This is a genomic window from Vibrio sp. Isolate23, assembly GCF_022398095.1.
Lineage (GTDB): Bacteria > Pseudomonadota > Gammaproteobacteria > Enterobacterales > Vibrionaceae > Vibrio > Vibrio coralliilyticus_A.
On the sequence record NZ_JAKEUV010000004.1, the window covers coordinates 313,136 to 338,472 of the forward strand.

Sequence of the window (25,337 nt, forward strand, 5' to 3'; positions counted from 1 at the left end):
GAAAAGTAAGAAAAATAGAGAAACATCGGATATGGCAGACGAAGGAATAGAAGCAGAAGCACCTAAGGGAAAAAGCAAGCTGTTAATTATCATCATCGCTGTTGTTGTTTTACTGGTTGGTGGCGGAGGTGCGGCTTTCTTTCTCATGGGCTCGAGTGAACCTGAAGAAGTAGAACAAACGACCCAGCAAGCCGTAGCGGTCGCTGCTGAACCTGTCTCTTACGTTAATATTGCGCAACCATTCCTGTTTAATGTCACTGGCGATAAAAAGGATCGTCTTGTGCAAATCAAAGTACAGTTAATGGTTCGCGGTATTGATAATGAGAACTTGGCACGTTACCACTCACCTCTGATTGAAAGTTCGTTACTCGGAACTTTTGCCTCAGCGACCGTCGATCAACTTCGCAGCGCTAACGGACGTGTGGAGCTGCGAGACAGAGCTACAGAAGACATCAAAGCGAGTTTAAATCGTGCAGTAGGGCAACCTGTGATTGAACGTGTGTTATTTACTGACTTTGTAATACAGTAGGTGAAGAGTGACCGATCTATTAAGCCAAGACGAGATTGATGCGCTACTCCATGGTGTTGACGATGTTGATGAGGCAGAAGATGAAGGCGGTGGCACCGAGAGCGATGCTAGTGCTGTAGAATTCGACTTCTCCTCTCAAGACCGCATCGTCCGTGGTCGAATGCCAACGCTGGAGTTGATCAATGAGCGTTTTGCGCGTCATTTGCGGATCAGCTTATTTAACATGCTGCGAAAAACCGCCGAAGTGTCGATAAATGGCGTACAAATGATGAAGTTTGGTGAATACCAAAATACCTTGTACGTCCCGACCAGTTTGAATATGGTGCGTTTCAGACCGTTAAAAGGGACCGCACTGATCACTATGGAAGCGCGCTTAGTTTTCATTTTGGTTGAGAACTTCTTTGGTGGGGATGGGCGCTTCCATGCGCGTATCGAAGGTCGTGAATTTACGCCAACGGAACGTCGCATCGTTCAGTTGCTACTTAAAATTGTCTTCGAAGACTACAAGGAAGCTTGGTCTCCGGTGATGGGGGTCGAGTTTGAATATCTCGATTCTGAAGTAAACCCAAGTATGGCGAACATTGTTAGCCCAACGGAAGTGATTGTTGTCAGCTCTTTCCATATTGAAGTTGACGGCGGTGGCGGTGATTTCCATGTGGTCATGCCATACTCAATGGTGGAACCGATTCGCGAACTTCTCGATGCTGGTGTTCAGTCCGATAAAATGGAAACGGACGTTCGTTGGAGTACCGCACTTCGTGAAGAAATTATGGATGTTCCAGTCAACTTTCGCGTGAATTTACTAGAACAAGATATTTCACTAAGAGATTTGATGGAGCTTCAACCCGGAGACATCATCCCTATTTCTATGCCCGAGCATGCCACAATGTTTGTTGAAGAGCTGCCTACGTTCCGAGTGAAGATGGGCCGTTCGGGTGAACAACTTGCAGTTCAGGTATCAGAGAAAATTAAACGCCCAGATGTAGTGAAAACCGATATTGCATTTCTAGGCAAAGACGTCATTTCTGAATTAGAAGAAGATGACGGTGAAATTGAAGATTAATAGAGTAAATAGGTAACAGGTATGGAACCGAGCGACGATCAAAAACTGGCGGACGAATGGGCTGCGGCATTAGGTGAAGACCCTGATGCGCCAGAGGTAGATGTAGATGAGGTTATGGCCGCTCAACTCGACGAGTTGCAAGACACTGGCTCGCCTATTTCTGAAGATGAACGCCGTAAACTCGATACTATTCTCGATATTCCGGTGACCATTTCCATGGAGGTGGGACGTTCACAAATCAGCATTCGTAACTTACTCCAGCTTAACCAAGGCTCGGTAGTTGAACTGGAACGCCTTGCTGGTGAATCATTGGATGTCTTGGTTAATGGCACCTTGATTGCTCATGGTGAGGTGGTGGTGGTCAACGATAAGTTTGGTATTCGTCTGACCGACGTTATTAGCCAAACTGAGCGAATTAAGAAGCTAAGGTAGGTTATGAGAGAACAGTTAAAAGGCGTTTTTCTGTGTATCCTTACTCTACTCTCTCCTTCTGCTTGGGCTGAAACCGTAACCAGTAATCAGTTAGATTGGGCGACCACGTTTGGGTCGCTCTTGTTCGTTGTTGCGTTTATTCTGTTTCTGGCTTGGTTGCTGAAACGCATGCGTGTACCTGCAATGATTAACCAAAGTGGCTTGAGTGTTGTTCGTCAAATCCCAGTCGGTACTCGTGAGCGAATCATGATTGTGCAGGCTGGCGAAGAACAGTTTCTGGTTGGAGTGACCACCCAGTCAATACAACTGATTTCAAAACTGGATACCCCCTTGACCCAGGAGGAGCTGAATAAGTCTGCTTTAGCGGCAAGCCCTTTTGCCACTCAACTGACTCAGCTGTTGAAAAAGAATGATAAATACTAGCCGAATTGCCCCGCTGATACTGACACTATGCTTAACTCTCTTCTCGGCGTTTTCTTCTGCTGAAGAGCAGCTCGCCACGTCAGTGCCTGCCAATGTTGCTCCCTCAGAATCAGTCACTGTATCTGCAATGGAAAAAGAGCAGGGTGCGGCGAGGACAATTTCAACGGGTAGTTTTACTGGCGGCGGTGGAGGTATCCCCGCTTTTACTATGACGACCAACTCAGATGGCAGTGAAGATTACTCAATAAATCTGCAAATCCTTGCTCTGATGACGATGTTGGGCTTCCTTCCTGCCATGGTCATTTTGATGACGTCATTCACGCGTATTGTTGTGGTGATGTCGATCCTCCGTCAGGCGATGGGACTGCAACAGACACCATCGAATCAAGTCATCATAGGTATCGCGATTTTCTTGACATTTTTTATTATGTCTCCGGTACTGAGTAAAATTAATGACGAAGCAATTCAGCCATACATCAATGAGCAGATAACGGCACGCGAAGCCTTTGATTTAGCACAAGTCCCTATGAAGGACTTCATGCTCAAGCAAACACGAGTAAAGGATCTTGAAACCTTCGTCAATATTTCTGGTTCGAGTGCCACGGCGCCTGAAGATGTCTCTATGGCTGTGTTGATCCCTGCATTCATTACATCCGAACTCAAGACGGCCTTCCAGATAGGCTTTATGCTCTTCTTACCATTCCTAATTATTGACTTAGTGGTTGCTTCTGTTCTGATGGCAATGGGTATGATGATGCTATCGCCGATGATTGTATCCTTGCCTTTTAAACTGATGCTCTTTGTTCTAGTCGATGGTTGGAACTTAATCCTGTCAACCCTGGCTGGCAGCTTTGCTTTATAGCGGGAGGAAAGCATGACGCCTGAAGTCTTTGTCGAGCTATTTAGAGGCGCATTGTGGATGGTATTGCTGATGGTATGTGCCATTATCATTCCCAGCCTACTTATTGGTTTGATTGTCGCGATTTTTCAGGCCGCCACGTCGATTAACGAACAGACGTTAAGTTTCTTACCTCGTCTGGTGGTGACTTTACTGGCGTTGATGTTGTTTGCTCACTGGATGACGCAAATGATGATGGAATACTTCTTCTCGATCGTTGAACGTCTGCCTCAGGTTCTCTATTAAGGGGGGGATGTGGAGTTCCCAACGAGCGTTATACTCGACTGGATAGCCAACTACTTCTGGCCTTACACCCGTATTGCTGCGATGCTGATGGTGATGTCGGTGACGGGGGCTCGCTTTGTTTCTACCCGTGTAAGGCTCTACCTTGGCTTGGCAATTACGTTTGCTGTAATGCCAGTTATTCCTGCTGTTCCTGACACCATAGAATTGCTCTCTTTCCAAGGCTTCATGACCCTCTTAGAGCAGATCATCATAGGTGTTGCGATGGGAACCATCACTCAGTTCATGATCCAGACCTTCGTTATTCTTGGTCAGATTCTGGGTATGCAAGCGAGTTTGGGTTTTGCTTCTATGGTCGACCCTGCCAATGGTCAGAATACGCCACTACTTGGTCAGCTGTTTATGTTTCTCGCAACGATGTTTTTTCTCGCGACCGATGGTCACTTGAAAATGATCATGCTGGTTGTGATGAGTTTTAAGTCATTGCCGATTGGTAGTGGCTCGCTGAATACCGTTGATTTTAGGGAACTCGCACTTTGGTTAGGGATCATGTTTAAAGTCGCGTTGAGTATGTCTTTATCTGGCATCATTGCGTTGTTAACGATTAACTTGTCGTTTGGTGTGATGACTCGTGCCGCCCCTCAGCTGAACATCTTCTCGTTGGGTTTTGCCTTTGCTCTGATTGTTGGTTTGCTTATTTGTTGGTATATCATTGCCGGCCTGTTTAGCCACTATGAACTATTCTGGTTGCAAGGGGAGCAACAAATTTGCAGCTTTATTCGTTTGAATTGTTAGGGGGCTGAATTGGCAGAATCAGATGGTCAAGAACGCACCGAAGACGCCACGCCCAGGCGCTTGCAGCAGGCTCGAGAGAAGGGGCAGGTTGCAAGGTCAAAAGAATTAGCGTCAGTTTCTGTTCTTATAATCGGAGCCATTGCCCTGATGTGGTTTGGCGAATCGCTTGCGCGCGCCTTATACACTCTCATGGGGCGTCTATTTGACCTCTCTCGTGATGAAATTTTTGATCTCCCTAAGCTGTTTGATATTGCGCTGGGGTCGATGGGGAATTTGCTTGGACCGCTATTGCTTATTCTTGTGGTGCTGTTTATTGCTGCGTTTGCAGGGGCTGCAGGTATTGGTGGGGTCAGTTTCTCAGTGGAAGCCGCTATGCCGAAATGGTCGAAGATGAACCCACTCAGTGGCTTGAAGCGAATGCTTGGCTTGCAAAGTTGGGTTGAGTTGATCAAGTCGATTCTGAAAGTTGCACTTGTCTCTGGAGTCGCTTTTTATCTGATCGATGCGGCTCAGGAAGATCTGTTTCAACTGAGTATGGATGTTTATCCGCAGAATATTTTCCACGCGTTAGATATCTTACTGAACTTCGTGTTGTTGATCAGTTGTTCACTGCTGATAGTTGTTGCTATTGATATTCCTTTCCAGATCTGGCAGCACGCTGATCAATTAAAGATGACTAAGCAGGAAGTGAAGGATGAGTACAAAGAGACAGAAGGTAAGCCGGAAGTTAAAGGGCGGATCCGTATGTTGCAGCGGGAGGCCGCTCAGCGCCGTATGATGTCAGAAGTGCCACAGGCTGATGTAATTGTCACCAACCCGGAGCATTTCTCTGTGGCTCTGCGCTATAAACAAGATACCGATAAAGCGCCGATTGTGGTTGCCAAAGGGATTGACCATATGGCGCTCAAAATACGAGAAATCGCGCGTGAGCACGACATTTATGTTATTCCAGCGCCGCCGCTTGCACGTGCATTGTATCACTCCACCGAGCTTGAACAAGAAATCCCAGATGGTCTGTTTACCGCAGTAGCCCAGGTTCTGGCATATGTTTTCCAGTTAAAGCAGTTCCGCAAGCGTGGAGGGCAGAGGCCAAATTTTAAAGCCTCAGATCTTCCCATTCCCCCTGACTTGAGGCAGTAAAGCACCGATTTTCTATTTCTCTGGTATCGATAACAGAACCAGCAAAGCGCCGTCACCACCAAATTCTAATGGCGCTTGATGAAATGCCATCACATCAGGATGTTGCGCCAACCAAAGCGGTGTTTTTTGCTTGAGGATATGCTTACCAATGCCGTGTTGGACACACGCACATGAAATCTCATTTTTGATGCAGTATGCGATCATCGAGCCGAGTTCGCGCTTGGCTTCATTTTGTGTCATGCCGTGCATATCTAAAAACACATCTGGGACGTATACCCCACGGCGAAGGCGTTTCACCTCGTAGTGAGAGACGTCATCACGCGCGTAACGAGTAGGACCATCCTCATTGAGAAGAGGAACAAACTCGTCAGAAAAATAGAACTCTGTATCGCTGGCTTCACGCGCGCTACGCTTGATTTCTTTTTGCTTAGTGTTTTTTTTTGGTTGCTGGACTATGGTATCCTGTCGCAACTTTTTTACGCCTTGTACTGCATCCCTAAAAAGGGCGAAATCATCATCAATTTCGGTGTCTTTTTTGCTCATTGGGTCATAGATACATAAATAAAATGCTATTGGCAGTATTGTAGCGCTTTTCGGAGGCAATTTTGGATAAGATTTTTGTAGAAGAAGCCGTGTCAGAGTTACACACGCTTCAGGATATGATTCGTTGGACTGTGAGCCGTTTCAATGCCGCAAACCTGTTCTATGGCCACGGTACGGATAACGCATGGGATGAAGCTGTTCAGCTTATCCTGCCAACATTGTACTTACCCATTGATGTGCCTCCACATGTATTAAATTCTCGTTTGACTAGCAGTGAGCGTCTGCGCATTGTCGAACGTGTTGTGAAACGAATCAATGAGCGTACTCCAACCGCATACCTGACCAACCGTGCTTGGTTCTGTGGCTTAGAGTTTTTTGTCGATGAACGTGTTCTGGTGCCTCGTTCTCCAATTGGTGAGCTGATTCAGGCTGAGTTCCAACCTTGGTTAGTCGAAGAGCCAACACGCATCATGGACTTGTGTACCGGGAGTGGCTGTATCGCGATCGCCTGTGCACATGCTTTCCCAGATGCAGAAGTTGATGCAATTGATATTTCTACCGATGCACTTCAAGTGGCAGAGCAGAATATTCAAGACCATGGTATGGAACAGCAGGTATTCCCGATTCGCTCGGATCTGTTCCGTGATCTGCCAAAAGAGAAGTACAACCTGATTGTGTCTAACCCACCGTATGTGGATCAAGAAGACATGAACAGTCTGCCTGACGAGTTTACCCATGAACCTGAACTTGGCCTCGCTGCGGGTACGGATGGTCTAAAACTGGTGCGTCGTATTCTGGCTAATGCTCCTGATTATCTAACGGATAACGGTATTCTTATCTGTGAGGTGGGTAACTCTATGGTTCATATGATGGAGCAATATCCGCATATCCCGTTCACTTGGCTTGAGTTCGAAAATGGCGGCCATGGTGTCTTCATGTTAACGCGTGAACAGATGCTACAACATGCAGAAGAGTTCTCAATCTATAAAGACTGAGTATTATTCAGTTCGCTTGATGTGATAAAACGCCGGACAGTCATGTCCGGCGTTTTTTATTGGCAAAGAAAGCAAAATAGTTCGGCTTTAGGGCTTTACATCAAATCGCAATAACGCCACTATGAATTTACCAATAATTGTAATGTACAGCTTTGTTTACAGAGCTGAAGAAATTTGAGGAAGTAATGGCAGGAAACAGTATCGGACAGCATTTCCGAGTGACGACATTCGGAGAAAGTCACGGTATCGCACTAGGATGTATCGTCGACGGGTGCCCTCCAGGGCTAGAAGTAACTGAAGCGGATATTCAGACGGATCTCGATCGTCGCCGTCCGGGGACTTCTCGTTATACCACTCAACGTCGCGAACCAGATGAAGTGAAGATTCTGTCTGGCGTATTCGAAGGTAAAACCACGGGTACTTCGATTGGTTTGTTGATTGAAAACACGGACCAACGCTCAAAAGATTATTCGGAAATCAAAGATAAGTTCCGTCCAGGTCACGCTGACTATACCTACCACCAGAAATACGGTGTACGTGATTACCGAGGCGGAGGTCGTTCCTCAGCACGTGAAACCGCTATGCGTGTGGCTGCGGGTGCTATCGCTAAGAAATACCTGAAGCAAGAGTTTGGTATCGAAATCCGTGCCTACCTGTCTCAAATGGGTGATGTATCGATTGAGAAAGTGGATTGGGATGAGATTGAAAATAACGCGTTTTTCTGCCCAGATGTCGACAAAGTCGATGCCTTAGATCAGCTGATTCGCGATCTTAAAAAGCAAGGCGACTCGATTGGTGCCAAGCTACAGGTTGTCGCAACCAATGTTCCAGTTGGTTTAGGTGAACCTGTATTTGACCGCTTGGATGCTGATATTGCCCACGCGCTGATGAGCATCAACGCGGTGAAAGGTGTTGAAATTGGCGATGGATTTGATGTGGTTAGCCAAAAGGGCAGCGAGCACCGTGATACTTTGTCTCCAGACGGTTTCGGTAGTAACCATGCTGGTGGCATTTTAGGTGGTATCTCGACGGGGCAGGATATTGTTGCGAACATTGCACTGAAGCCGACGTCTAGTATCACCGTTCCGGGTGAAACCATCACCAGAGAAGGCGAACCTACTCAGCTGATCACCAAAGGTCGTCATGACCCATGTGTTGGTATTCGCGCAGTGCCTATTGCAGAAGCCATGCTGGCAATTGTCGTGATGGATCACTTACTTCGCCACCGAGGTCAGAATCAAGGTGTGACGACAGAAACGCCGAAGATTTAGTGAATAGAAACGGCTTCCACTAGGAAGCCGTTTTTATTTAGGCTTGTTGTTTCGTTGAAATCCAGTTGTTGATGTTGCTTTTCATCACTTCCATCGGTTGCTGCCCGTAGCGTAGCAGTTGGTCGTGGAATTCAGCGTATTCAAACTGTGCTCCTAGCTCTTGTTGAGCCTTTTCAAGCAATTCTCGGATAACCAGATAACCGGACTTATAAGAAACCGCCTGACCGACATAGGCGGCGTAGCGGAAGCTTTCTGACTCTATGTCACCTTCGCCGAGCGCGGAATTGGCGTGTATATAATCGCGTGCTTGCTGAATACTCCAGCCGTTAGCGTGAATGCCGGTATCGACTGCCAATCGCATATTCCTCAGCTGTGCTTCGTTTAGACTGCCAAAGTACTGCAGGGCATTACATTCCTGCTCATCCGTATAGATACCGCCTTGGAACTGGCTATAGTCAGTGTTGGGAGTACACATGCCTTTGCCGTTAACAAAGGTCGGTTGGTTTTGCGCATTTAGCTCGCCATAAATGCCCATTTCGATACCAAGCCACTCGGTATAGAGCGCCCAACCTTCGCCATAAGCGGTGTACCAGATATCCTGCATATAATCGGGCAGATTTGCAGGTGGGTATTCCTGCGCGTACGCGTTTTGGAAATGATGACCCGGTGCGGCTTCGTGCAGTAACAAGGTTGAGACATTCCATTTTTGCAGGCTGTAATCTGGGTTGGTGTTGAGAGTAAACACATTGTCATCGTAGGAGGCCACACCATCATACATCTCGCTTTCAGCAGGGGTTGGCTCTATGGTGTAGTCGGTTTTGATAGGTTTAAAATAGCTGGCAACGACATCGTTGGCATTGTTTTTAAACACATAGTAGTCCGTCAGCGCGTTTTCGCAGGCAGAAGGAGAGGACGCGCTGCTGCAGACCGCTGCATATTGCTTGGTTGTTGTTTGCTGACCATCTCGACCATAAAAGAACTGCTCGCTGTTGAGGTATTTAAAAAACTCTCCGAGATTGATCTGACCTGAGTCCGTCGCGAGTTCAAACGTCCGAGTTGAAACGTCCCCTGTTGCTGGATCACGATATGCAGCTTCCACGATGGAACCGCGCTTGGCAACCACTACTTTTGCCACGCGAATCATCTCCGCTTTAGCTTCTGCGACCAGTTGTTCACCCATATTATGTAACTCGGCGGCTGACTTTCCGGTAGTACTGTTTCGGTCTAGGTGCCACTGATACCAGCTCTGCCCATTGGGTAAATCACCCCAGCCAATATTCTTGTCAGTGAGCTGTCCTTCACCGCGAGCGCTCTTAACGTACTGATTGTGCAGATACGCTAACAGCTCTTGGGTTGCCCGCTGTGCTTTCTCTACTTCCTGCGTGTATTGATTGATAAAAGTTGGCGTATACTCTGACTGAGTTTTTAAGTCGTTCAATCCTACTTTGAGCATGGCAAAATTATTGTAGCTAATCGTGTCCACGCTGTTTTGATATAGGCGCTCAGCAAGAATGGCGGGTAGTTGAATACCTTGCTGTGTAGCTAGCAGATATTGGCTGTGTAAGCCCTTGACCCAAGAAGTGTACTCTTTGAGTATGGTTAGTTGATCTTGGTACGTTTGTTCACTGTCGGAATCGATATCAATAGCAGCACCCGCTTCTTCGGCATTCCACTGGATGTAGTTGTAAAAATGCGTGACTGGGACATCGAAGTTGCCAAAACGAGCGTTAGCGAAGCTTGCGCCGCGAATCGCAATGGTGCGGTCAAAGCGGAACGTGTCGTAATAGACCTTTTCTTCATCGGTTAAAGCGCTTCTTTCTATTTCAAGAAGCTTGTCGAGATAGATACGATCCAAAGACTGACGTGCGGCAGCCATCTGATCATTGACGATACCAAAGTGAGTGCTATCCAGAGATTGTGATTCATGTTGGTAGCTGTCGAGTAGTGCCGTCAGCTGGGTGGAAGCATCATTTGTTTTTGGCGTGGAACTACAGCCAGCCAAGATGACGGCTAGCGTTATTGCCGATAGGGTAATACGTTGTTTGTTTCTCATCTTCAGACCTTTCAGCTTATTTTAAGTGACGGCAAGGAAAAGAATGGAGAGAGTTTAACGATAGTGAAGTCGGACTCTTCCTTGCGGGCGACCAGAGTAAAATAAGTCGTCTGCTGTGTTTGTGCAAAAGGTCACAGGACAAATTAACGGATAATTAACCCGTTACGCACTCATAATTGAAAGTTGCATCAATATGTTAGCGATTGGTGAGCAAGTGCGTCGTCCTGAAGAGGCGTTATTAAACCAATGAAGAGATTTGCAGATTACTTGAATGTACTTTCATCACACAATCGCGCTTCGACGGCAGGTTTTGGTGGTAAATCCATGCTGGCTCACAAATGATTCTTAGCGGTAAATATTCGAACGAATATTATTCATAGCTAGGCGACAAGCTAGAGAATAAAACGCCCCGAGAACGGGGCGTTGTGAATTAGTGCAGAGAACCTTCAGTCTCAAGGTGGAAAGAAGGCAGACGCCATTTAAAGCGAACCGCAGCCATGCGCAGTATGTAGCCAACGACTAGAGTTAAGATGGTCGCGGTGACATCATTAATACCAAACTCCAGTAACGCTAGGTAAAGGCCTGAAGCAATCAGGGCGACAGACGCGTATAACTCTTCGTGCAATACAAGCGGTGTTTGACGACAGATTAAGTCACGTAATAGCCCACCAAAAACGCCTGTTACCAGTGCCGCTACCATACAGATCATTGCATGATGGCCCATTGCTAACGCCACTTTAGTACCGATTATGCTAAACACAATCAGACCCAGCGCATCGAGGCGAATGAACAACCCTTTAAACTTGATGATCCATTTGGCTAATCCCGTGGTTAGCACGCCCGCAATACAGGTGATCGCGAGAAATTGTGGATTCTCTACCCAGCCGAGCGGGTAGTGTCCGAGTAGGATATCGCGCACTGTTCCACCGCCAATCGCTGTTGCACTCGCAACGAGCATAACCCCAAACCAATCCATTTTTCTTCGACCTGCACTGAGTGCGCCGGTCATGGCTTCAGCCGTGATGCCAATGATATATAAAATGCTCAATAACATTGTTTTGCCCTACGTGACTAGCGGATTGGAAATTTGCCATTCTGTAACCAATAAAAGGCAGTTTAGTGGGAAATGTGATCTGTGACGAATGAGATTTTATGAATGTGAAGGGGGCTTTCGCATAATTATTTCTAATGTCAGTAGTTGGTGTAGGGATTTGCAATTGGGATCAAAAATGCGAGAATGCCGAGCGCTGTTATTTAAACCACGACTTTATCTCATGAGCCACCACTATCAGGACTTGATCGACATTTTTAACGCCACTTTTCTTGACGAGTACAATACACGTTTGGAGCTAGGAGGGGATGAGCCTATTTACCTTCCAGCAGGCGATAATCAGCCTAACCACCGGATTATTTTTGCTCGTGGTTTTTACGCGTCGGCGCTGCATGAGGTTGCGCATTGGTGTGTCGCAGGGCCAAAGCGCCGTCTATTAGAAGACTTTGGTTATTGGTACGAACCAGACGGTCGAACGGAAGCGGTTCAGGCTGAGTTTGAGAAAGTAGAAATTCGACCTCAAGCGTATGAATGGATTCTCTCTCTTAGCGCAGGCTTCCCGTTTACGGTGAGTTGTGACAATTTAAATGGTGAGTTTGAACCCGATCGATTAGCCTTTATGCATAAGGTCCATAAGGAAGTTGGTAGGATATTTGAGCAAGGTTTGCCACTGCGCGTTTGCATGTTGTCAGAGGCATTGCGGTCTTTTTACCAGCAACCTGAGCTTGATTATTCTATGTTTAAAGTAGAATAAAGCCAGCCGCAATATGCGGCTGGCTTTATATTCACTGAATCAGCCAAGTCGTTTCGGCTTGATTGTTGTGATTGAGTGTATACACCAATGGCGCAGTGTCGGGTTCCATGACAGAAACTATCGCGATTAGCGATTCGCAATGATTCGGTACCCGTAGCTGGTAACTGCCTGTTCCGGCTTGTAATGCAGCTTTTAAGAGGCATTTGTCGTAGTCAACCACGTCGATACTCCCCCCAGTGTTATCGCAGACAGAGATGTAAACCTGAGAGGCTGAAAGGTGAGGTAGGCTGACATCTATGTCGACCTGATACACCGAAGCAAGATTATTGTCATAATCGATACGCACATCGGCCAAAGTGTTGGAATCTTCATCGGTTGATGCTGCAGCGGCTGAAGAGCTCGTAGATGAACCTGAAGAGCCTCCTTCACCACCTCCGCCGCCACCACAGCCGGAGAGAGAAACAAGTATTACCATTGCAAATAAGTGCGTCAGTTTGATATTCCACATAATTGTTTCTCCTTTAGTCGATATAAATTTTGCCGTCTACAGAAGTCTCGTACCAGTTAGGTTCAGTCTGGCCAGTGGCGTCTTGGGCATAATCATCAAATTTGGTGTAGGCCTCTAAAATATTGACTTGTTCATAGGGATGTTGCCAAGTAGTAGGGATCTCTATACCCCAAGGTAGACCTTTGTCATCGTGATAGTGAGTATTACCACTTGACGCATCGACACCATAAGACTTGTAACGTAAGTCAAACTTACTGGTAGGGGACTGGTTTTTAAGATGAATCTCTAAGCCTCTTCCTGGGAATCCACCTGTTAGCTGATAACCAATATCCCCGTAATAGTGGCCGGGAGCTGCAAAGATAAAGGGGTCGTACGGGAATGGTGGCATGGTTGAGGTATCGACTGCATTTTCTAACGAAAAGGTCAGCCTCCAGCTAGGGCGATAAGCGGTACCGCAATTTTCTTGAGTGCGAAATAGAGTGCACGCTTCGGCTTCACCCGGTTCTGTCATTTCCCACAAGTCTTCGTGGATAATGAAGACTGCGTCAATGGTGTCGGTTTCAAGTACAGTTGCGGTTTGCAGCTCGTTATTCACGTAAAGTTGAACAGAGTCAGATTTGATGTCCTCTTTCACCACACCTGGTAATCGAATAGCAAAGCCTGAATGGTAGTCACCGCCAAGTGCGGCAACTTTACCCTCGATCTTCATACGAATGACTTGGTCGTTGAGCTGATACTCAGTGTATTTAACGTTCATCAATACATCGTTCATGTCATAGTCGCCGCTTTTCGGATACTGATCTTCATAGGCGAAAGATGTGTAGCCACCGCCGCTGGGGTATAGTTCGGTCACGACACCGCTTTCTGTAATGTCGACCAAATAGTCTTCTACTTCACCAGCAGGAACGCCGCCGCTTGGACCTATGCCTGGTGTGTTGGAAATTCTGAATCGAGCCCAAGTCTCCCCGGTCACTGCCCAAGTTGGAACAGTGAAGAAGATGTCGCCATTGCTATCGTTCATCGATTGGTCGCTGATGATGATTTCGTTAGACTCAAACTCACCATCTCGGTCGAAATCAATCCAAGCATTGAGCACTGAACTGTCAGATGTGCCTGCAGCCGTTGCGATGATTTTGCTGGTTTGTCCCACCTGAATTGGAACGGGGAACTGGATACCGTCATCATCGTCCGAACCATCTGAAGTATCATCACTGAGCGGATACGGGCTACCGTCGGTCTCTCCATCAATGACAGAACCTAGCTTGAGTTCCGATAAGCCATGACGGGCACCAGAGGATGCAAATGTGGTTTTATAACTATCTGGGGCGTCTCCGAAATCGGTGTATTCACTGGGTTCGACAGGTGCCAGAGCACAGCGAGCACCATCATTGGAGTTGCTTGAAGGGCCATAAGCAAAAAATTCTGCGCTCGAGCTGGTTCCGTTAATGGTTACTTTGAAGACATACCCATTACTGTTGTTGCTGGTGTAAAAGTTGCCATCGACATCAAAGTAGACTGCACCAAAGGTCAAGCGATACCCGAGAGCATTTTTATCTAGCAGTTGGTTTAGTCGGTTCGCTGTGCCCGCGTAGACATCTATCTCCCACAGGTAACCGTTGGAGTCGATGGAATAAGCCAGGCTGTTATCAGGGTGAAAAGCCAAATCGTATATTGCAGGATTGCCGAATTGGCTAGGAGGAGATGAAAGTTCCATCACCAGTGTATCAAGGTCAATGCGGTAGAGTCCGTAGTTGGGTCTGTAGCCATACCAGGCATTTTCATCAAGAGAGACATCACCAACGTAGATAGACGCGGGTGCGCCAGATGGTTTGCTGATATTAAGCAAGGTTTTTGTAAAGGTGGAATCAATACGGGAGAGCGATGCGGTGCCGTAATCCCAACCGTAGATGAAGTCATCATGCTTGCTGTAGCCGACACCATTTAGCTTCGCGGTATCTAAATTGGAATCCAGTGTGACATAGCTACCTACGTCGATGCTGACGCCATAGACGACGGGCGTACCTGAGGGATTCTGAATTAAAAATGCTTGAGTTGGACACGAAGTGAATGGTGTCTCGGCAAAGGCGAGTGATGCTTGAAATAAAACACCCGCCACGACTGACTTTTTCAAAGCCTTGTGTTGTGTTTTCATGGGTTCTTCCTCGCTGAACGTTGTGAATAGTTGAGGAAGTGCACAGCGCGTGCCATGCTGTCAGGCCTTGATATAACTAGGGTTTGCGTTAATTTTCTCAATGTGAGAAGCTCTGCACTCTTTTTGAGAATCAAACTGACCCAGGCAATAGAGCATTATGATTATTGAATTTGAAGAGAAGCTGCTAGAAATGATTGATGCGCGTATTGAAACCGCATCTGATGATGAGTTATTTGCTGGTGGTTACTTACGTGGACATATTTCTCTATCTGCTGCTTCGTGTGAAGAAGAAGGCGTCAATGATATAGAAGAGCTGAAAGTACGTATTCAGAGTAGTTTGGATGAGGCACGTGCAGAGCTGAGTCCTGCCGATCGCACTATTGTTAACGATCTATGGTTAGAGTTAGTCAACCAAGCTTAACCTCACAGATAGCATACTACTTAAGGGCTTGATCGAGTTTTTCGAGCAAGCCCTTATGCATTTTATAATACCGTGATGGCTTTGCCTTTTCTCAATTTTCTCACCCACATGCGGCTTGGATGGAGTTCCTCCAGCACATCCACTGGTAGCGGTAAAGGGTCACCACATATTTGTGACGCTAAAATCTCAGCCAAGAGTGGTGCTGAACTTAAACCACGAGAGCCTAACCCAAGCATACAAAATAGGTTAGGGAAGTGCGGTGCTTTTTCTGCGTCTTCTAATTGGGTGGTTTGCAGGTTACGGTAAACCCGTTTCGTTGTTTCGAGATCGCCCACGTTGCCAACAAATGGCAGATGATCGCGACTCACACAGCGAATCCCCTGACGCGATTGATTACCCGAGGTGTCGACTTCAAGAGGCCAATTTTGATTTGGCACGCACTGACGCAGTTTGTCACCATTGCTCTGTTGTGCGTGCGGATCAAACTCTTGGTCCAAATTATCTCTATCGTAACTGGCTCCGATACAGTGATGCCTATTGTTAGGGTTTACGGGGGTCATATAGCCATCGTAACAAAGGACGGTTTTAAGCTGGCTCAGTTTACTCGTGGTTGGAATGTGGCTGACTTGACCTTTAACCTGTCCCAAAGGGATGTCTTGGGTCGGTGGCAAATCGGCAAACTGATGACCATTCGCGACCACAACGGTGTCATGGCTGAATTGAGCTTGGCCACTATTTAACGTCCAGCTTTTCTGCTCTTCATTCCAGCGCATATCATCAATCTTAGTATCGAAACATACTCTGAAAAGCGGGCTTTCTGATAAGTGGTCGATGAGTCCTTGGGTCAGCTGAGCGGGGCATAACCATCCACCAAGTGGATAATGGACGCTCTCCATATCGATAGGGAGACCTATGGTTTGGCTTGTTTGCTCAGCATCAAGGTGGTGGATCAATGCTTTATCAAAGTGGCCGCCCAACATACGCTTAAGTTTGGCTTGTGATTTCTTATCCCACATGAGTTGAGTCACGCCGCACCAGTCATGGTCGAATTTGATCTGCTCTGCTGCTTGCTCGACAAATTGTCTGGCAAAAAGGAAAGCTGGAGCAAATACGCGAGACACGCCTGTATGGGAGCCATTAAGTAGAGGGTAAACAGCACCTTGACGATTACCAGATGCACCTTGTGCGGCTTCTGAGTCTTGACAGTATAGTGTGACCTGTTTCCCACGGCGAATGAGTGTTTTTGCTAATGTTGCACTGGCAATGCCACCGCCAATAATCGCGATGGACTGAGCTTGTTCTGCATTTTTACGGGCAAACCAAGGTTTATGGTTTGTGTGTGTTTGGCGATTGGCCATATGACCTGCGATCATGTCCCGTTTGGTGCCGAAGCCTTTGACTTTCTTCATATCGAAACCGGCTTCAATTAGGCCGCGGCGAACGAAACCGGCTGCCGTAAACGTCGCACAGGTACAGTCCTGTTTGGCAAGTCTCGCCATGCCATTGAACAGCTCTTGGTTCCACATCTCGGGATTTTTGTTAGGAGCGAAGCCATCCAAAAACCAAGCATCGATAAGGCCTAGCTCATCAACGGGAACCTTTGGCATGCAGTCTTTAATGTCGCCAAACCACAAATCGAGAGTAATAGCCCCATTTTCCAGAATAATTCTATGACATTCAGGAACGGCTATTGGATAGTGTTGTTGTAATTTGCTTGCGTATTCAGCAAGTTCTGGCCATGCTTGGTGCGCTTTAATCAGGTCATCTTTACTTAGTGGATACTTTTCAAAACTCACAAAATGCAGTTCTTTGAGTGGCGCATCTGGGTTTTGACGCCTAAATTCTTCAAACCATTGCCAAACAGCAAGGAAGTTCAGACCTGTGCCAAAGCCGGTTTCTCCAATGACGAAGCGACGCTGGTCATAATCCTGCCATCTTTGTGGCAGATGATTTTGATGGAGGAAGACGTAGCGGGTTTCTTCAAGTCCGTTTACGTTAGAAAAGTAAACATCGTCGAACTGGTCTGATACAGGTGTTCCAACATCGTTCCAGCCCAGCTGAGCATTGGTAATTGAGGTCATAATGTCTGAATTATTGTGATGAAGACGATAAAGTTGTGGCGATTGTACGGTTTTCTGGGAAAGCTGACCACTTTTCACGGGTAACTTAGTTATCATCTAGCAGATTTTTGAATTATAGGAATGTCATAATGAAACGAGTCGTAATCACCGGTATGGGTATTGTTTCAAGTATCGGTAACAACGTCGAAGAAGTTTTAGTGTCTCTTAAAGCAGGTAAATCTGGCATTACTGCCTCTGAGCAGTTTAAAGAACAAGGTCTACGTTCACAGGTTTGGGGTGATCTTAAAATCAATCCATCAGAGCATATTGACCGTAAACAGATGCGCTTTATGGGTGATGCGGCTGCGTATGCATACCTATCAATGCAGCAGGCAATCGAAGATGCTGGCCTGACTGAAGAACAGGTTTCTAATGACCGAACAGGTATCGTAGCGGGTTCTGGTGGTGCTTCTGCACTGAACCAAGCATTAGCGGTAGATACTATGCGTGCGAAAGGCGTGAAACGTGTAGGCCCTTATATGGTTCCTCGTACAATGTCTTCTACGGTTTCTGCATGTCTTGCGACGCCATTTAAAATTCGTGGCGTTAACTACTCAATGAGTTCAGCATGTGCAACTTCTGCACATTGTGTTGGCCACGCAATGGAGCTTATCCAGCTTGGCAAGCAAGACATCGTGTTCGCTGGTGGTGGTGAAGAGCTGGATTGGTCTCAAACTATGATGTTTGACGCTATGGGTGCACTCTCTACTAAGTACAACGAAACGCCAGATAAAGCTTCTCGTACTTACGATGCTGATCGTGATGGTTTTGTTATTTCTGGTGGTGGCGGCATGCTGGTTATCGAAGAGCTTGAACACGCTCTGGCTCGTGGCGCGAAAATCTACGGCGAGATCGTTGGCTATGGCGCGACGTCTGATGGCTACGACATGGTTGCGCCATCAGGTGAAGGCGCGGTGCGCTGTATGAAGATGGCGATGCAAGACGTAGATACAATCGACTACGTGAACACACACGGAACATCAACACCAGTGGGTGACGTAAAAGAGTTAGGTGCTATTCAAGAATTGTTTGGTGACAACAGTCCAGCAATTTCTGCGACAAAAGCGATGACAGGTCATGCTCTTGGTGCGGCTGGCGTACATGAAGCGATTTACTCAACACTGATGCTAAACAACGACTTTATCGCGCCGAGTGTGAATGTTGAAAACCTTGACGAAGCGGCTCAGGGTTTAGATATCGTAACAGAAACGCGCGATGCGAAACTGACGACAGTCATGTCAAACAGCTTTGGTTTTGGTGGTACAAACGCAACATTGGTTATCAAGAAATACCAAGGCTAACGAAAGCGCTGGGGTTTCCCCAGCATACCAATTTCCAGAGCTTGGCTACCTTTTGAAAAAAGGGTAGTCGAACAGACGCAGACTCTGACCCATGGAGAGCGGGTCGGGATCCTTTTGTTCTGGAACTTTGCCCGGCTAATGCCGGGCATTTTTCTTTCTATCGCTAGTGCTCGACAGCGACTGCGCTTTTCTGCACAATCTCTGCTATTCCCAAATCAGATCTCTTAAGCCATGAAAATCCTACTTGATGAAAATATGCCTTATGCTGAGCAGCTTTTTAGCCAGCTGGGCGAGGTTGTTTTAAAATCTGGGCGCACGTTGACCGCCGAAGACTTAATTGATGTAGATGCGCTGATGATTCGTTCAGTGACAAAAGTGAATACTGATCTTATCGCCAAAGCGAACAAGCTTAAGTTTGTTGGAACGGCCACGGCAGGTATGGATCATGTTGATCAAGCGTTACTCAAAGAGAAAGGCATCTTTTTCACTGCGGCACCCGGATGCAACAAAGTCGGTGTAGCAGAGTACGCGTTTAGCGTCATGATGGTACTTGCGCAGCAACAAGGTTTTTCAGTATTTGATAAAACCGTTGGAATCATTGGCGCAGGTCAGGTGGGGAGCTACCTTCAGCAGTGCTTGGAAGGCATTGGTATTAAGGTGCTCATCAATGATCCACCTAAGCAAGCGGCGGGAGATGAGCGTAATTTCACCCCGTTAGATGCATTGCTTGAGCAAGCGGATATCATTACGATTCATACTCCAATCACCCGTGACGGTGATTTTCCGACTCATCATCTAATCAATGAAACTGTGTTGAATAGGTTACGTGGCGACCAAATTTTGATTAATGCCGCACGCGGCCCAGTTGTTGATAATACTGCGTTGAAAGCTCGCCTGAGAAAACAAGATGGCTTTATTGCTGCATTGGATGTGTTCGAATTCGAGCCAGAGGTTGATATGGAGCTTCTGCCTCTGCTAGCATTCGCAACCCCTCATGTCGCCGGTTATGGTTTAGAGGGGAAAGCTCGTGGAACCACGATGATTTTTAATAGTTTCTGCGAGTTTCTGAATAACGATTTACGTGCACATGCCAGTGAACTTCTGCCTACAGCACCAGTGCCGGAGTTAGTGTTGGACAGAGCTTGGGATGAAGCTACGTTGCACAACTTGACGCAACTTGTCTATGATGTGCGTAAAGACGATGCATTGTTCCGTCGTGAAATCAGTCAACCTGGTGCGTTTGATTTGATGCGTAAACACTACTGGGATCGCCGTGAATACAGTGCAGTCACGCTGAGAGGAAGTGCAGAGGCTAACCTGCAACCACTAGCGAAATTAGGTTTTCAAATTGAGGTAAGTCAATGAGCCAGCAATATAACATTGCCATTTTAGGTGCGACCGGCGCAGTCGGTGAAACAATTCTCGAAGTACTTCAGGAGCGTAAGTTTCCTGTTGGTGACCTTTTTCTACTAGCGAGTGAACGCAGTGAAGGCAAGACTTACCGTTTTAACGGCAAAAGCATCAAAGTCGAAAACGTAGAGAACTTTGATTGGTCTCAGGTACACATTGGCCTGTTTTCCGCTGGGGGAGAACTATCGGCTAAGTGGGCACCAATCGCCGCCGATGAAGGGGTGATTGTCATCGATAATACCTCTAACTTCCGTTATGAGTATGACATTCCTTTGGTTGTGCCTGAGGTTAACCCTGAAGCGATTGCCGAGTTTCGTAACCGCAATATCATCGCTAACCCGAACTGCTCGACGATTCAAATGTTGGTAGCACTTAAGCCGATTCATGATGCCGTGGGCATCGATCGTATTAATGTTTCGACTTACCAATCCGTTTCTGGTGCTGGTAAATCTGGTATCGATGAGTTGGCGGGTCAAACTGCAAAGCTGCTTAATGGTATGCCAGCTGAAAATGAGCAGTTCTCACAGCAGATTGCATTTAACTGTCTGCCGCAAATTGACCAGTTTATGGAGAATGGCTACACCAAAGAAGAGATGAAAATGGTGTGGGAAACACAAAAAATCTTTAATGACTCGTCAATCATGGTCAACCCGACTTGTGTGAGAGTGCCTGTATTCTATGGTCATGCGGAAGCACTTCATATCGAAACTCGTGCACCCATTGATGCTCAGGAAGTGGCTAATTTGTTAGAACAGACCGAAGGTGTTGAAGTGTTCCATGGTGAAGATTTCCCGACGCAGGTTCGTGATGCAGGTGGTAAAGACCATGTGATGGTTGGTCGTATTCGCAACGATATCAGCCACCATAGTGGTATCAACTTGTGGGTTGTAGCAGATAACGTTCGCAAAGGCGCAGCAACCAATGCGGTTCAGATTGCAGAAGTTCTGATTCGCGACTACTACTGAGTGTATTATTATCACCTATAGCAAAGCCTCACCATCGTGTGAGGCTTTTTTAATCAGATTGCGAAATTTAGTGTGAGATTAGTGCGAATATGGCGGCAGCCACACATTTTTTAGCTATACGCCTATAGTTTTAGCGTGTTTATCCGATATATTTAACAGATCATTACATTAAAACTTATTGAGTACATAGCTGAGCCTTCTATGCTTCGAATTTTTAAGCGTCTGCTGCTGCCAGTTGCATTAGTAGCCGTGACTCAAACATCGATTGTTAGTGCAGAAAGTATTCGCCTTAAGGGACCCGATGGCGAAATTCAATCATCGCCGCGGTATTCTGATTTTGTTCCCCAAGATCTGCGTAACAATAACGAACCCTCTCGCTTTTATGGGCCAACCACTTCTCAGGAAACACTTTGGGCTATTGCAAGCCGTTTACGCCCGTCAACCAATGTGAGTGTTCAGCAAACATTACTTGCTGTATACCAGCTCAACCCTCAAGCATTTGACAATCAAAATATCCATGAGCTCATTCCTGGGAGTACGTTGCGTATTCCATCACTAGCTCAAGTACAAAGTGTATCAACCCAAGAAGCGGTTAATGTAATGGCCGCGCATCAGGCTCGGTTAACAAATATCCCTGCCACGCCACAACCTAAGCCGCCTGTTAATGAAACGCCCGCGACGACTGATACGGAGAAGCCGGTAGCGGATGATACTAAGCCAGCAGTTGAGGCCACTTCTGATCTCGCGAAAATTGCTAAGCAAGAACAAAAAGCTCAGGTATCGACACTTGAACGTCAACTCGAAAGCTCAGAAAGCGAGCTAATGGCTCTTGAAGAAAAGAACCATAAATTGCGCTTGATGCTGGCTGATGTTCAGTCTGAAGTCGATGTACTTAAAGATGAATTGGGTGATGAATCTCGAATTCGTAACGAGGTCGAAAAGCTCCTAGAAGCTGAGCGTTTACGTTTAGCTGAAGAGCAAAAGATGAAACCGTCACCCTTGGATGAACTGCTGTCCAACACGTGGTTAGTTGCTGCCGCCGCGATTATTCCAGGTCTATTCATAGGTCTACTGATCATGATGCTTCTGGGGCGCCGTAAGAGAGAAGAAACCCCCACTCAAGAAGTGAATGAACAGCAAGTCGCGCCCGTTGCCCCTATTGCCCCAGACTCTCTCAATGAAGAAGTGGATGATGATCTTCTGCTTGATGATGATTTGTTTGGCGACTCTACTGACGAAGAAGAGTTATTCTCCGATGAGAGCTTAGCTGAGGAAGGCAAAGACGAAGACGATATCTTTGCTGACTTGGAAGACAACGACCTCGATTTCAATCTTGAGGGAGAAGATGGAGAAGACCCATTCGCAGGTATCGGTGACGATGGTGAGTTAGATGAAGCACTTGCCGATATGGATATGAGTGCTAACGGCATCAGTGCTAACAGTGAAGATAAAGCACTCGGTCTAGAAGAGATGGAGCGCGCTCTAGATGAAGTCGTTATTGAGGAGGATGATTCACCTGAAGGAGAGTTTGATCTATCAGACGATGATGAGGATATTTCTCAAGGGGATTTGGACTCGCTTCTGGCCTCAGATGGTGAATCTGAAGACTTAGAAATGGACGAGTTGGATCAATCTTTGTTAGATGATTTGTTTAATGAGACTGATTCTGACGAGGCTGGTGATGAATTGGACTTCGATTCGCTATTGGATGAAGCCGGTGATGGCTTCGATCTTAGTGATGACGATAGCGGTGCAAATACAGCTGAGTCAAATGAGCCTAATCTTGCCTCAGACAGTGAAATTGATGATCTGTTTGCCCAAGTTGAAGCGCAGGCAGATCTTGAAAAGCTAGAAGCAGAAGCGCTTGATGAAACTGCGTTGTTGGATGAAATGGTGGAAGAGCCTACAACAGCGGTCAGCGAAGATAGCACAGAGCTACTCGATGAATTGATGGACGAGGCTGATGAACTTGGCACAGATGAAACGCTAGATGACTTTTTAAGTGATGATCTCGACTTAAGTGCTGACAATGAAAATGCTTTTGATGAGCTCATTACTGAAGATAACAGTGACTTGGATGATGACTCTACAGAAACTCTGGATGAGTTCCTGTCAGATGATCACATTGACGATGCTCCCTCGTTGGAAGAGAGTACAGATCTGCTTGACGAGTTGGTTGAGCCTCAATCTGATATAGAGGAGCAGGCCTCCGAAGAGCTTGGAGATGAAGGTACTGACTTATTCGAAGAGTTGCTGGAAATTGAAAAGCAAAGTGAAGCACTTGAAGAAGCTTCAACAGTAGAGGCGAACCAAGATCTTATTACTGAGGAAGAGATAGAACCAGAAGCGCTAGCAAGTGACAGTAAATTTTCTAGTGAAGAATTTATTGACGACATGTTGAGTGTTGCTCCCGAAGGAGACCCATTGCTGGATGAGTTTGATCTTGATGAACCAGTAACAGAAGAAAATAAACTAGAGAGTGTTGAACAAACCCCAGAAACCGACAAAACTCTTGCAGAGCCAGAGCCAGAGCCAGAGCCAGAGCCAGAGCCAGGAGCCAGAGCCAGAGCCAGAGCCAGAGCCAGAGCCAGAGCCAGAGCCAGAGCCAGAGCCAGAGCCAGAGCCAGAGCCAGAGCCAGAGCCAGAGCCAGAAGAAGACGATTGGCTAACCTCAGCGATCGATGAAGTTGAAAATCTTCAGTCCGGAGAGTCGTTGGATGTTGCTCCAGAATCTGATGTTGAAGAGAAGCAGGAGCAGCCGCCTCATCGAGAGGAAGCAGATCTTGCAGGTAATCAAGATGAAGAAGATGACTGGTTAACGTCTGCAATTGATGAGGTAGAAAACCCAAATATTGTACCGAGTGATCAGGACGATGTTCCAGTCACTTCTTCCTCAGACTTGACAGAAAACGCAAACACGACGACTGAAGAGAATGAAATTGTAGAAGAAGATTTGCTTGCTCAGCAGGAGCAAGTAAATACACCATCTGAAAAGACTCCAGAGACTCCAGAGACTCCAGAGACTCCAGAGACTCCAGAGACTCCAGAGATCTCTGAACAGTCAGAATCTGAACCTATCTCTTCAATGCCAGAAGCGATTCCAAATGAGTTTGGTATCCCGGAAGATGATGATTGGTTAGTCGGTGATGATGCAGATCTTCCTGAGTACAGCGAAGAGGACGCACTGGCGGATGTGGCGGAAGAATCCGAGCCTGAAGCGCCAGTGGAAGCCGAAGCGTCGCTAGAGCTGGATGATTTAGACCTTCCTGAGTACAGTGAAGAGGACGCACTGGCGGATGTGGCGGAAGAGCCCGAACCTGAAGCGCCAGTGGAAGCCGAAGCGTCACTAGAGCTGGATGATTTAGACCTACCTGAGTACAGTGAAGAGGACGCACTGGCGGATGTGGCGGAAGAGCCTGAGCCTGAAGCGCCAGTGGAATCCGAAGCGTCGCTAGAGCTGGATGATTTAGACCTTCCTGAGTACAGCGAAGAAGATGCACTGGCGGATGTAGCGGAAGAGCCCGAGCCTGAAGCGCCAGTGGAAGCCGAAGCGCCGCTAGAGCTGGATGATTTAGACCTTCCTGAGTACAGTGAAGAAGATGCACTGGTGGATGTGGCGGAAGAGCCCGAACCTGAAGCGCCAGTGGAAGCCGAAGCGTCGTTAGAGCTGGGTGACTTAGACTTACCTGAGTACAGTGAAGAGGACGCACTGGCGGATGTGGCGGAAGAGCCTGAGCCTGAAGTGCCAGTGGAAGCCGAAGCGTCGCTAGAGCTGGATGATTTAGACCTTCCTGAGTACAGTGAAGAAGATGCACTGGCGGATGTGGCGGAAGAGCCTGAGCCTGAAGTGCCAGTGGAAGCCGAAGCGTCGCTAGAGCTGGATGACTTAGACCTTCCTGAGTACAGCGAAGAGGACGCACTGGCGGATGTAGCGGAAGAGCCCGAACCTGAAGCGCCAGTGGAAGCTGAAGCGTCGCTAGAGCTGGATGATTTAGACCTTCCTGAGTACAGTGAAGAAGATGCACTGGCGGATGTGGCGGAAGAGTCCGAGCCTGAAGCGCCAGTSGAAGCCGAAGCGTCGCTAGAGCTGGATGATTTAGACCTTCCTGAGTACAGCGAAGAGGACGCACTGGCGGATGTGGCGGAAGAGCCTGATCCTGAAGTGCCAGTGGAAGCCGAAGCGTCGCTAGAGCTGGATGACTTAGACCTTCCTGAGTACAGCGAAGAGGACGCACTGGCGGATGTAGCGGAAGAGCCCGAACCTGAAGCG

The 25,337-nt window shown here is 47.1% G+C and carries 22 protein-coding genes; 16 read left to right on the plus strand and 6 right to left on the minus strand.

The features are described from left to right. The first annotated feature begins 31 nt into the window (after nt 1-31). The 8 genes from fliL to flhB are packed head-to-tail and all read left to right on the plus strand — an operon-like array spanning nt 32 to nt 5,523. On the plus strand, nt 32-529 hold the full coding sequence (gene fliL / locus L1D31_RS13540; protein WP_239837624.1) for a flagellar basal body-associated protein FliL: 498 nt from the start codon (nt 32-34) through the stop codon (nt 527-529). A 7-nt stretch (nt 530-536) separates the two neighbouring features. Further along, on the plus strand, nt 537-1,592 hold the full coding sequence (gene fliM, locus L1D31_RS13545; protein WP_239837625.1) for a flagellar motor switch protein FliM: 1,056 nt from the start codon (nt 537-539) through the stop codon (nt 1,590-1,592). A gap of 21 nt (nt 1,593-1,613) precedes the next feature. After that, complete coding sequence (gene fliN / locus L1D31_RS13550) at nt 1,614-2,024, plus strand: flagellar motor switch protein FliN (RefSeq protein WP_006959499.1); 411 nt, start codon at nt 1,614-1,616, stop codon at nt 2,022-2,024. A 3-nt stretch (nt 2,025-2,027) separates the two neighbouring features. Further along, nucleotides 2,028-2,447 (plus strand): flagellar biosynthetic protein FliO, encoded by a 420-nt coding sequence (gene fliO / locus L1D31_RS13555; protein ID WP_239837626.1) that lies wholly within the window; start codon nt 2,028-2,030, stop codon nt 2,445-2,447. Beyond that, entirely contained in the window at nt 2,434-3,309 is an 876-nt protein-coding gene (fliP, locus tag L1D31_RS13560; protein WP_239837627.1) for a flagellar type III secretion system pore protein FliP, read from the plus strand. The genes fliO and fliP overlap by 14 nt, the downstream gene beginning before the upstream one ends. 12 nt (nt 3,310-3,321) lie before the next feature. Continuing rightward, complete coding sequence (fliQ, locus tag L1D31_RS13565) at nt 3,322-3,591, plus strand: flagellar biosynthesis protein FliQ (RefSeq protein WP_019274559.1); 270 nt, start codon at nt 3,322-3,324, stop codon at nt 3,589-3,591. Nucleotides 3,592-3,600: 9 nt separating this feature from the next. Next, entirely contained in the window at nt 3,601-4,383 is a 783-nt protein-coding gene (gene fliR / locus L1D31_RS13570; RefSeq protein WP_239837628.1) for a flagellar biosynthetic protein FliR, read from the plus strand. Between the two features lie 9 nt (nt 4,384-4,392). Then, nucleotides 4,393-5,523, plus strand: coding sequence for a flagellar biosynthesis protein FlhB (gene flhB, locus L1D31_RS13575; RefSeq protein ID WP_239837629.1), 1,131 nt, complete (start codon nt 4,393-4,395; stop codon nt 5,521-5,523). Nucleotides 5,524-5,535: 12 nt separating this feature from the next. Here flhB and smrB read toward each other — a convergent pair whose 3' ends face one another. After that, nucleotides 5,536-6,066: an endonuclease SmrB gene (smrB, locus tag L1D31_RS13580; protein ID WP_239837630.1), complete on the minus strand. Its 531-nt coding sequence runs from the start codon at nt 6,064-6,066 to the stop codon at nt 5,536-5,538. 62 nt (nt 6,067-6,128) lie between these two features. Here smrB and prmB point away from each other — a divergent pair, with 62 nt between their 5' ends. Further along, a complete protein-coding gene (prmB, locus tag L1D31_RS13585; protein ID WP_239837631.1) occupies nt 6,129-7,061 on the plus strand; it encodes a 50S ribosomal protein L3 N(5)-glutamine methyltransferase in 933 nt (310 codons plus the stop codon). A 185-nt stretch (nt 7,062-7,246) separates the two neighbouring features. Further along, nucleotides 7,247-8,332 (plus strand): chorismate synthase, encoded by a 1,086-nt coding sequence (gene aroC, locus L1D31_RS13590; RefSeq protein ID WP_019274563.1) that lies wholly within the window; start codon nt 7,247-7,249, stop codon nt 8,330-8,332. A gap of 37 nt (nt 8,333-8,369) precedes the next feature. On the opposite strand, the gene L1D31_RS13595 is transcribed toward aroC, so the two are convergent. Then, nucleotides 8,370-10,385 carry a DUF885 domain-containing protein gene (locus L1D31_RS13595; protein WP_239837632.1) on the minus strand — a complete coding sequence of 672 codons (2,016 nt, stop codon included), beginning with the start codon at nt 10,383-10,385 and terminating at the stop codon, nt 8,370-8,372. Between the two features lie 430 nt (nt 10,386-10,815). Then, entirely contained in the window at nt 10,816-11,439 is a 624-nt protein-coding gene (locus tag L1D31_RS13600; protein ID WP_239837633.1) for a trimeric intracellular cation channel family protein, read from the minus strand. A gap of 220 nt (nt 11,440-11,659) precedes the next feature. Between L1D31_RS13600 and L1D31_RS13605 the strand changes: the two genes are divergently transcribed. Further along, on the plus strand, nt 11,660-12,190 hold the full coding sequence (locus L1D31_RS13605; RefSeq protein WP_239837634.1) for an elongation factor P hydroxylase: 531 nt from the start codon (nt 11,660-11,662) through the stop codon (nt 12,188-12,190). Between the two features lie 31 nt (nt 12,191-12,221). Here the strand turns inward: L1D31_RS13605 and L1D31_RS13610 are convergent, their stop codons facing one another. Further along, on the minus strand, nt 12,222-12,698 hold the full coding sequence (locus L1D31_RS13610) for a hypothetical protein (RefSeq protein WP_239837635.1): 477 nt from the start codon (nt 12,696-12,698) through the stop codon (nt 12,222-12,224). 13 nt (nt 12,699-12,711) lie between these two features. After that, a complete protein-coding gene (locus tag L1D31_RS13615; protein WP_239837636.1) occupies nt 12,712-14,850 on the minus strand; it encodes an LruC domain-containing protein in 2,139 nt (712 codons plus the stop codon). A 157-nt stretch (nt 14,851-15,007) separates the two neighbouring features. Between L1D31_RS13615 and L1D31_RS13620 the strand changes: the two genes are divergently transcribed. Beyond that, on the plus strand, nt 15,008-15,271 hold the full coding sequence (locus L1D31_RS13620) for a YfcL family protein (RefSeq protein ID WP_239837637.1): 264 nt from the start codon (nt 15,008-15,010) through the stop codon (nt 15,269-15,271). Nucleotides 15,272-15,333: 62 nt separating this feature from the next. On the opposite strand, the gene mnmC is transcribed toward L1D31_RS13620, so the two are convergent. Next, nucleotides 15,334-17,352, minus strand: coding sequence for a bifunctional tRNA (5-methylaminomethyl-2-thiouridine)(34)-methyltransferase MnmD/FAD-dependent 5-carboxymethylaminomethyl-2-thiouridine(34) oxidoreductase MnmC (gene mnmC, locus L1D31_RS13625; protein WP_239837651.1), 2,019 nt, complete (start codon nt 17,350-17,352; stop codon nt 15,334-15,336). Nucleotides 17,353-17,480: 128 nt separating this feature from the next. Between mnmC and fabB the strand changes: the two genes are divergently transcribed. From fabB to L1D31_RS13645, 4 genes are all read left to right on the plus strand, one after another. Beyond that, nucleotides 17,481-18,692 carry a beta-ketoacyl-ACP synthase I gene (gene fabB / locus L1D31_RS13630; RefSeq protein WP_239837638.1) on the plus strand — a complete coding sequence of 404 codons (1,212 nt, stop codon included), beginning with the start codon at nt 17,481-17,483 and terminating at the stop codon, nt 18,690-18,692. A 231-nt stretch (nt 18,693-18,923) separates the two neighbouring features. Continuing rightward, on the plus strand, nt 18,924-20,057 hold the full coding sequence (locus L1D31_RS13635) for a 4-phosphoerythronate dehydrogenase (protein WP_239837639.1): 1,134 nt from the start codon (nt 18,924-18,926) through the stop codon (nt 20,055-20,057). Continuing rightward, on the plus strand, nt 20,054-21,067 hold the full coding sequence (locus tag L1D31_RS13640; protein WP_239837640.1) for an aspartate-semialdehyde dehydrogenase: 1,014 nt from the start codon (nt 20,054-20,056) through the stop codon (nt 21,065-21,067). The genes L1D31_RS13635 and L1D31_RS13640 overlap by 4 nt, the downstream gene beginning before the upstream one ends. Nucleotides 21,068-21,268: 201 nt before the next feature. Then, nucleotides 21,269-23,752 (plus strand): FimV/HubP family polar landmark protein, encoded by a 2,484-nt coding sequence (locus L1D31_RS13645; RefSeq protein ID WP_239837641.1) that lies wholly within the window; start codon nt 21,269-21,271, stop codon nt 23,750-23,752. Nucleotides 23,753-25,337: the final 1,585 nt, after the last annotated feature.